This is a genomic window from Nocardioides pyridinolyticus (genome assembly GCF_054653575.1).
Genome location: NZ_BAAIFY010000009.1, coordinates 132316 through 139211, shown reverse-complemented (window position 1 = coordinate 139211; position 6896 = coordinate 132316). Strand labels below are relative to the sequence as shown.

Sequence of the window (6896 nt, the reverse complement as noted above, 5' to 3'; positions counted from 1 at the left end):
ATCGAGTACACAGACGCCGTCTTCGACGAGCAGACCCAGACCTGGATCTCGCGAGCGGAGGTCGCTGAGATTCCGTTCATCGCGTTCACTTCAAAGAAGAACGCCGAGCAGGCCCCCCGGTCGGCTCGTGGCGCGCCGGATCCCCGACCTCAACCCCAAGGCCAGCCAGGGCCAGGAGACGCTGTTCGATACTTGGCTCGATACTTGGCGCTTCCACGCCTTCTTCACCACCACCGACCGTGAGCACGCCGACACGGTGGCCGCGGACAAGACCCACCGTGGTCACGCGATTATCGAACAGGTCCACGCCGATCTGAAGCACTCAGCGCTGGCGCACCTGCCCTCGGGCAAGTTCACCGCCAACGCAGCATGGCTGGTGCTGGCCGTAATGGCGTTCAACCTGACCCGAGCCGCCGCAACGATCACCGGCCCGGGGCTCGCCAAGGCCACCACCGCGACCATCCGTCGCAAGCTGATCGCCGTGCCCGCCCGGGTCGCGTCCTCGGCGCGAAGGGTGACCCTCCACCTCCCAGCGCACTGGCCTTGGGAGACAGCCTGGAGCGACCTGTTCAACCGGGCCTGCGGGCCACCACCGGCACCCACAACCTGACAACCTGACAACCCCAGCCGACAACGGCACGACGACAAACCTGGAACAGCCTGGCAGCGAGGCCAGACGGACAGCCATGCCCACGCACCGGAAGGACGGTCCTCAGCACCCGCAACCGCTCAGGCGCTGCTCATCGGTGGATCGAGGCTTAGTCCCGCCTGATGACTCGTCGGAACTCATCATGACCATTGACGAACGAGCGCACCGACTCGCCCTCGATGCCCGAAGGTTTGTCGGTCGGGACCGTGAGGTGCTCATCAGCCAGGTCACGCAGCCCGCCGGACTCGGCCAACGCGAGCACCGGAACCAGGCCGCCGGCCGACACCAGATTGGGATCATCGAAGGCTGCCGAGGAAGCCCGCAGCGTGTGAGAGAGTTTCTCCTCAGAGATGCCCTTGCGTTTCGGTCGAATCGTTGCCTGAAGAACTCCGATTCTCCCGCCACGCAAGGGCGTTCTCGTTTACGGCGCGCTCAACCGGCCCAACTCATCGGTGGATCCGGGCTTAGCGACTGAACCGACCTACGGGAACCTTCTTCGGTGCAGGGACGCCCCGTCGTCGCGCTCGCTCGACCGGCCATGCGACCAAGTTCCGCAACAGGCACGGGCCTAGTGATATGAGTGACCGAGCGGACGGCCACGCGATGCCGTACGCCTCCCTCAAGTGCTCGCCTGCTCGGTCAGCTCGGAGAACTGAACCGTGGCCAACAGCCAGTCCTCAGAAGGAGCCTCTCGGGCGAGAGACATCGCCGATCACACCGCAGAGGGAACGGCTCCGTCTGAAGCCTCGGCGCATCTACCCGGCGCGGCTTTCACTCCGGCACCTCGAAGCGATGCGTCCACCAGGTACGCGCACTCGTTGGACCAGCATCGAACCCCAGCGACCAAGCCCCAGTCGAGAGGTCCAATGCGCAGACTGCGCACTCCGGCCTATACCGGGCAGCCAGACCCCGATCCACCGCAGCGCCATCGGAGCGGTACGTGGTTGCCGGAGTCACGCGGTGGCCGCGTCCGCGTCCGACGTACACGCCGGCGATGATCTCGACGTCCGCGCCGGGATCGCCCATCGCGTTGGTGAGCCGGTAGTGGGTGAAGTCGGACAGCCAGGTCTCGTTGGGCATCGCTGCCTCGAACCGCAGGTAGGACGACTTCGGTCGCTTGGACGGTTCCGGCCTCACCGCACCGGACCCGGTCAGGATCCGGTGGATGGTGGCCCGGGACACGGTGATCTGGTGGTGGTGAGTCAGGTGCCACTCGATGGTCTCGGCGCCGGCATCGAGTCCGGCCTCGAGCAGCTGCTCGCGCAGCCGCAGGATCAGCTCGACCGTGGCTGTGGGGGTCGCGTGCGGTGAGGTCAGCGGTCGTCTTGATCGTGGCTCAAGAGCGTCCTCACCCTCGGCCCGGTAGCGGGCCATGAGCTCGTAGACCCAGGACTTCGACACCCCGTAGTCGGCGACGACCTCGGCGACGGTGCGGTGCTCGAGGGTAATGGCGGTGATGACCAGGCGGGCCTTGGATGTCCCGGAGTTCGGCATGGTCGAGGCTCATCCGGGTGTCGCCGATGTCGCGAGACATGAGTCCGGGATGACCCGAGACAGGTGTCCGGGATGTCCTGAACCAGCACACTGTCTGCCCGACAGAGTTTCGGCAGGTCAGAGGCGGTTCTCCCACCACGGGAGACCGCCTCTGAGCGTTGCTGGGCGCAGCACCTGGTGCGGGTCTCATACTGAGGCTCCGCACATCGAGGAGGCTGGCGCATGCCGAATCTGACCCTGGCCATCGAGCACTGGAAGCCCGGCGCAGCCCGGAAGATCTATGCGAAGTTCGCTGTCGAGGGGCGCGGCCTGCCGGACTCGGTGCGGGTCCTGGGCTCCTGGACCGATCCGGAGCTGACCACCTGCTGGCAGGTCATGGAGGGTGCGACGGACGACCAGCTGGCCGCCTGGCGGGCACACTGGGCGCCGCTCATGGACATCGACGTCCGGCCCGTCATCACCGGAGCCGAGGCCAAGAAGCGGGCGGACGGGGTGGGCTGACACCACGCAGCCACGGGATCGTCGAGCTGCGCCGCGACGTCGGTCCGCTCGCCCAGTTTCGGGTATCCCGCTTCTCTTCTGATGCCTGTGCCGCACGTGGCGTCCTACCTTCACCCGATCCCCGGGGAGGAAGCATGGAGCCGAGCCAGAAGACCGCGGTCAGTGACGTCGGGGTGGAGGAGCTGCGCCTTGCGGTGGTGCTCAACGGCGGAGTCAGCCTGGCCGTGTGGATGGGTGGCGTGGCGCACGAGATCAACCGACTCACCCATGCCGACGCCGGAGCCGGCCAGCCGGGGGTTCCGGCGGCGACCTACGAGACGGTGCTCCGGATCGCTCGGACCAGGGCGGTCGTGGACGTGATCGCCGGCACCTCGGCCGGTGGCATCAACGGGGGAGCGCTGGCCCTGGCGCAGGTCAACGCGTCCGCCGACCTGGCGACGCTGCGGGGCCTGTGGTCCGACCAAGGAAGGATGCAGGCGCTTCTGCGCAAGCCGTTCGACGGCCAGCCCACGTCGTTGCTTCGCGGGGACGAGTACTTCCTCCCCGAGCTGTCGCGCACCATGAAGGCCCTGGCCGGTGGCTTCAGGTCGACGGGACGACAGGTGCACCTGACGATGCCGGTGACGTTGCTGGTCCCCACGACGCTGGAGACCCCCGATGCTCAGGGGCACCTCATGCGGCAGGAGCTGTACGGCGGCAGCTTCCAGTTCAGCCTGGACGCGGCGCAGGCGGAGGGGATCCAGGAACAGGCGCCGGCGATCGCCCTGGCGGCGCGGACGTCCGCGGGCTTCCCGTTCGCCTTCGAGCCCTCCTACATCCCCGTCAACGACGGCGACGCACCGAGCGAGGAGCAACGCCCCGACATGCATCGCTGGGCGACCTGGGCCAAGGAGTTCTCGGAGGAGCCCGAAGAAGCAGCACGCCGGGAAGGTGGACCCGTGCCCGGCGAGGACCGGGTCAATCGCTCGCGGTACGCCATCGACGGCGGCATCCTCGCTAACACGCCGACCCGCCAGGCGCTCCGAGCCATCGAGAATCGCCGAGCCACGAGTGCCGTTCGCCGCACGATGTTGCTGGTCTTCCCGCACGCCGAACAGGCGACCGTCGAACACGCCGTGCAGTCGACGCGTCCGCCGAGCGTGACCGAGGCGGCGCTCGGGATGTTCTCCGCGCTCCGTGCCCAAGGGTCATTGACCTTCGTCGAGGAGGTGGACGCGCACAACCGTCGCGTCGGCGCCTGGCGGGGAGGACGCAAGGACGTGCTCCGGAGCTACGCCGACCTGCAGACTCTGTACGCCCTGGTGGCAGCAGGGTGGCCGGCGTACCGCAAGATCCGCGAGCGCGTCACCGCCGATCGGCTCGCCAACCAGGTCAAGCACGACGGTTGGTCCTTCAAGCGCATCCGCGACCAGGCGCTCGACGCCCAGGAGCAGGAGACGCCGGCCTTTCCGTACGTTCCTGCAGAGCCGCCGCCGGCGGCGAGTTCGTTGGGCGACCCCCGCGATCCGGACGCCGACAGTGGCCCGGAGGGTGCAGAACCGGGGAGCTGGCCCTGGGGACCGACGGTGGCGGCAGGTGTCCTGGACGCCACCATCGAGGTCTTGCGCTCGGCTCTGAGCGTCGCACTCGTCGATCCCCCCGACAGCCGGTTGCCGGAGGAGCTGCGTGAAGGCCACATCCTGGGCACGGCGCGGACGGATGCAGACGACCTCGCCGACCGGCTCCGACGCATCCAGGGCGCGATCCGCGAGCCGTGGCGACACCCCCTCGCGCGAGCCATGGAGCCGACGACGGCCTACTGGACCGCTCGGCTCGCCTCGTTCCGCATGCTCATGGGGGTCGGCGACGCCGACGAGGGGGAACTCGGCGGCCTCCTCGATGAGCTCCTTGCCGGAGTCCCTGCCGAGGTCACCGCCCGGTACTCGCCCGAGGCCATCGGGGCCTGGCGGTCGTCGGTCGCCGGGCCCGACAACGGGTACGGCGGGGAGATCGCCGGCATCGCGCTGGCCGGCGCCGCGTTGCTCGCTGACACCAGGGTCAACGCTCTGCTGGTCCAGATGGCCGGCCAGGAACGAGGCCGGCTGGTCGAGCTGTCGGCCTGGGAGCCGGTCCTCCGCCTGGACCTGGACGCGGAGTTCTCTCCCGCTGAGCCCGCCGACCCCGCCCGACGCATGCTCGGTCGACTGCTCGCACTCGACGCCGCCACGTGGCTCGTCGCCCACCCCGACGACCGCGCTCGAGGGCGTCCGATCGACATGGTCCAGCTGGACCTGTCCGTCCAGCACGACTTCGCCGAGTTCAGCACGACGCCGGACGACAAGGCGGCCGGCCTGAGCGTCGGTCGGTTCGGAGGCTTCCTCAAGCGGTCCTGGCGGTTGAACGACTGGACATGGGGGCGTCTCGACGCCGTACAGGTGCTCTGCCGCGTGGTGCTCGATCCCCAACGACTGCTCAGGATCGAGCGGATCCTCAACGGTGGACCGGACCGTGCGGCCGACTTGCGGACCGACTACGGCGCCTACATCCTGGAGCAGCTCGACGGTCTGTACAGCGAGCGTCGGCCCGACGCTGCGGACCTCCTGCGCGCCGCTGCGCGAGAGGAGCTGGACCAGCTCTTCAGCGCCGGCTCCAGCCCGCCGAGCAGCCTCCCGCATGTCGCCGAGTACGCGGCCCGCCCGATGCAGTGGCGCATCATCCTCGAAGAGCTCCCGTACCTCGCGACCGCCGTGGAGGTCGACGGTGCCGAGGGGCAGAACCGGCGATCTCGCGGCGACCGGTTCCGCGCCGAGCACAAGGAGTTCTTGAAGCAGATCGCGACGCTCGACCCCACGTCGCCGGACTGGGCGATGCTGGGAGAACGCGGCCTCAGGGCCTTCGACCGCGCCGGCATCGGCAGGGAGACGCTGTCCGAGGAGGCCGGTAGTGATGCGTTGATCAAGACCGCAGCCAGCGCCGCGGCGGTCGGCATCACGGTTCTCGACAGCGAGAACCTGGGCGTCGGGTTCCTGCGCCCCGTCACCCGGGTGGTCCGGGGTGCCTCGCTGTTGCCGTACTGGCTCGTCACGGGTCTCACTCGCGGGCCTGGACTGGCGCGCGCTCTGGCGATCACGGGCTTCGCCCTGGGCGGCATCCTCTTCGTGCTGGGCGTGCTGGGCGTGCTGGGGGACTGGTCGTCGGCGGGTGCAGCGGCCGGGGCCGCCACGTTGCTGGCGGCGTTCGGGTACGCGGCCCTGAGGACCGGCAGCCTGCTCCACGGGATCGTGCTGCTCGGACCGGTGGTCCCGTTCTACGCCTACACGGTCGAGCAGAGCGACTCCCGCGACACGGTCACCGGTGCGCTCACCTCGGTGGGCATCGTGGCAGGACTCGTGGCGGGACTGGCGCTGCTGGGCAGCCTGCCCTCGCCCCTCCGTTCGCCGGCAGCGATGCTCGGAGTCGCGCTACGGCGCACAGGGCGAGCCTTCGCAGAGGCGTTCCTTCGGCTCGTTCGATGGCGCTGGTGGTGGTGGCTCCTGCTCGTGTTGGCCGCCCTCGCCGTCGTCGCCGGCGTCCTCTGGCAGCCCGGCACGCTCGACCGCCTTCGTGACGGGTTCTCGGACCGCGAGCCGTGGGCGACCGTCGTGGCGTGTGCCTCCCTCGGGATCCTGGGCAGCGTTCTCGCCTACTGGCGCGGGATGACGATGCGCATGTGGACCGACAACCCGGACGGCACGACACACAAGCTGCAGCAGGTCCGACATCCCGCTGGCGTGGCCGCCGGGTGGTCCGCCGTGTACGGGTGGGCCTACCTGGGCACGGCGATGATCCTGCTCTGGGTCGCTGACGAGTCCGACCATCCGTACCGATCCGCCACTGACTTCGACGACCACCGCGTGCTCGCCGCGACCACGCTCTGGACCGCGACCCTCGGGCTGATGCTGCTCGTGGTCGTGCCGACCGTGATCACCTGGATCTCGCGACACCGGTTCGAGCAGCAGCTCGTCAAGGACCCGACGCTGCCCGCCGTGGGCGAGACCACGTACGAGCACGACGTCGGCCAGTTCCTGCGGCGTCGCGGCTTCCTCTATCGGTACCTCGTCGCTGGGTTCGACTCGGCCGACGAGGTGACCCTGACCGGTCGCGGGCGGATCTTGGCCGACCGGTTGCGTCGAGAGCATCGGGAGAGGCAGCGCGCCCTGCGCGGGCAAGCACGCTCCCGGCGTGGACGCAACACCGCATCGCAGTCGGCCGACCCCACCTCCACATGACCACT

At 69.1% G+C, this 6896-nt stretch carries 3 protein-coding genes and 2 pseudogenes; 3 read left to right on the top strand and 2 right to left on the bottom strand.

Annotated elements, in window-relative coordinates:
• Nucleotides 1-610 (top strand): annotated as a pseudogene (locus tag ACYQ0U_RS10710) (transposase); the annotation flags it as partial.
• A 229-nt stretch (nucleotides 611-839) separates the two neighbouring features.
• Here ACYQ0U_RS10710 and ACYQ0U_RS10705 read toward each other — a convergent pair.
• Nucleotides 840-1001, bottom strand: a pseudogene (locus tag ACYQ0U_RS10705) (IS1380 family transposase); the annotation flags it as partial.
• Nucleotides 1002-1420: 419 nt separating this feature from the next.
• The gene (locus ACYQ0U_RS10700; protein WP_459972516.1) at nucleotides 1421-2143 is read right to left on the bottom strand and encodes a helix-turn-helix domain-containing protein; all 723 of its coding nucleotides are present in this window, start codon (nucleotides 2141-2143) and stop codon (nucleotides 1421-1423) included.
• 222 nt (nucleotides 2144-2365) lie between these two features.
• Here ACYQ0U_RS10700 and ACYQ0U_RS10695 point away from each other — a divergent pair, with 222 nt between their 5' ends.
• Nucleotides 2366-2644: a DUF3303 domain-containing protein gene (locus ACYQ0U_RS10695; RefSeq protein ID WP_459972514.1), complete on the top strand. Its 279-nt coding sequence runs from the start codon at nucleotides 2366-2368 to the stop codon at nucleotides 2642-2644.
• 134 nt (nucleotides 2645-2778) lie between these two features.
• The gene (locus tag ACYQ0U_RS10690; RefSeq protein ID WP_459972512.1) at nucleotides 2779-6891 is read left to right on the top strand and encodes a patatin-like protein; all 4113 of its coding nucleotides are present in this window, start codon (nucleotides 2779-2781) and stop codon (nucleotides 6889-6891) included.
• Nucleotides 6892-6896: the final 5 nt, after the last annotated feature.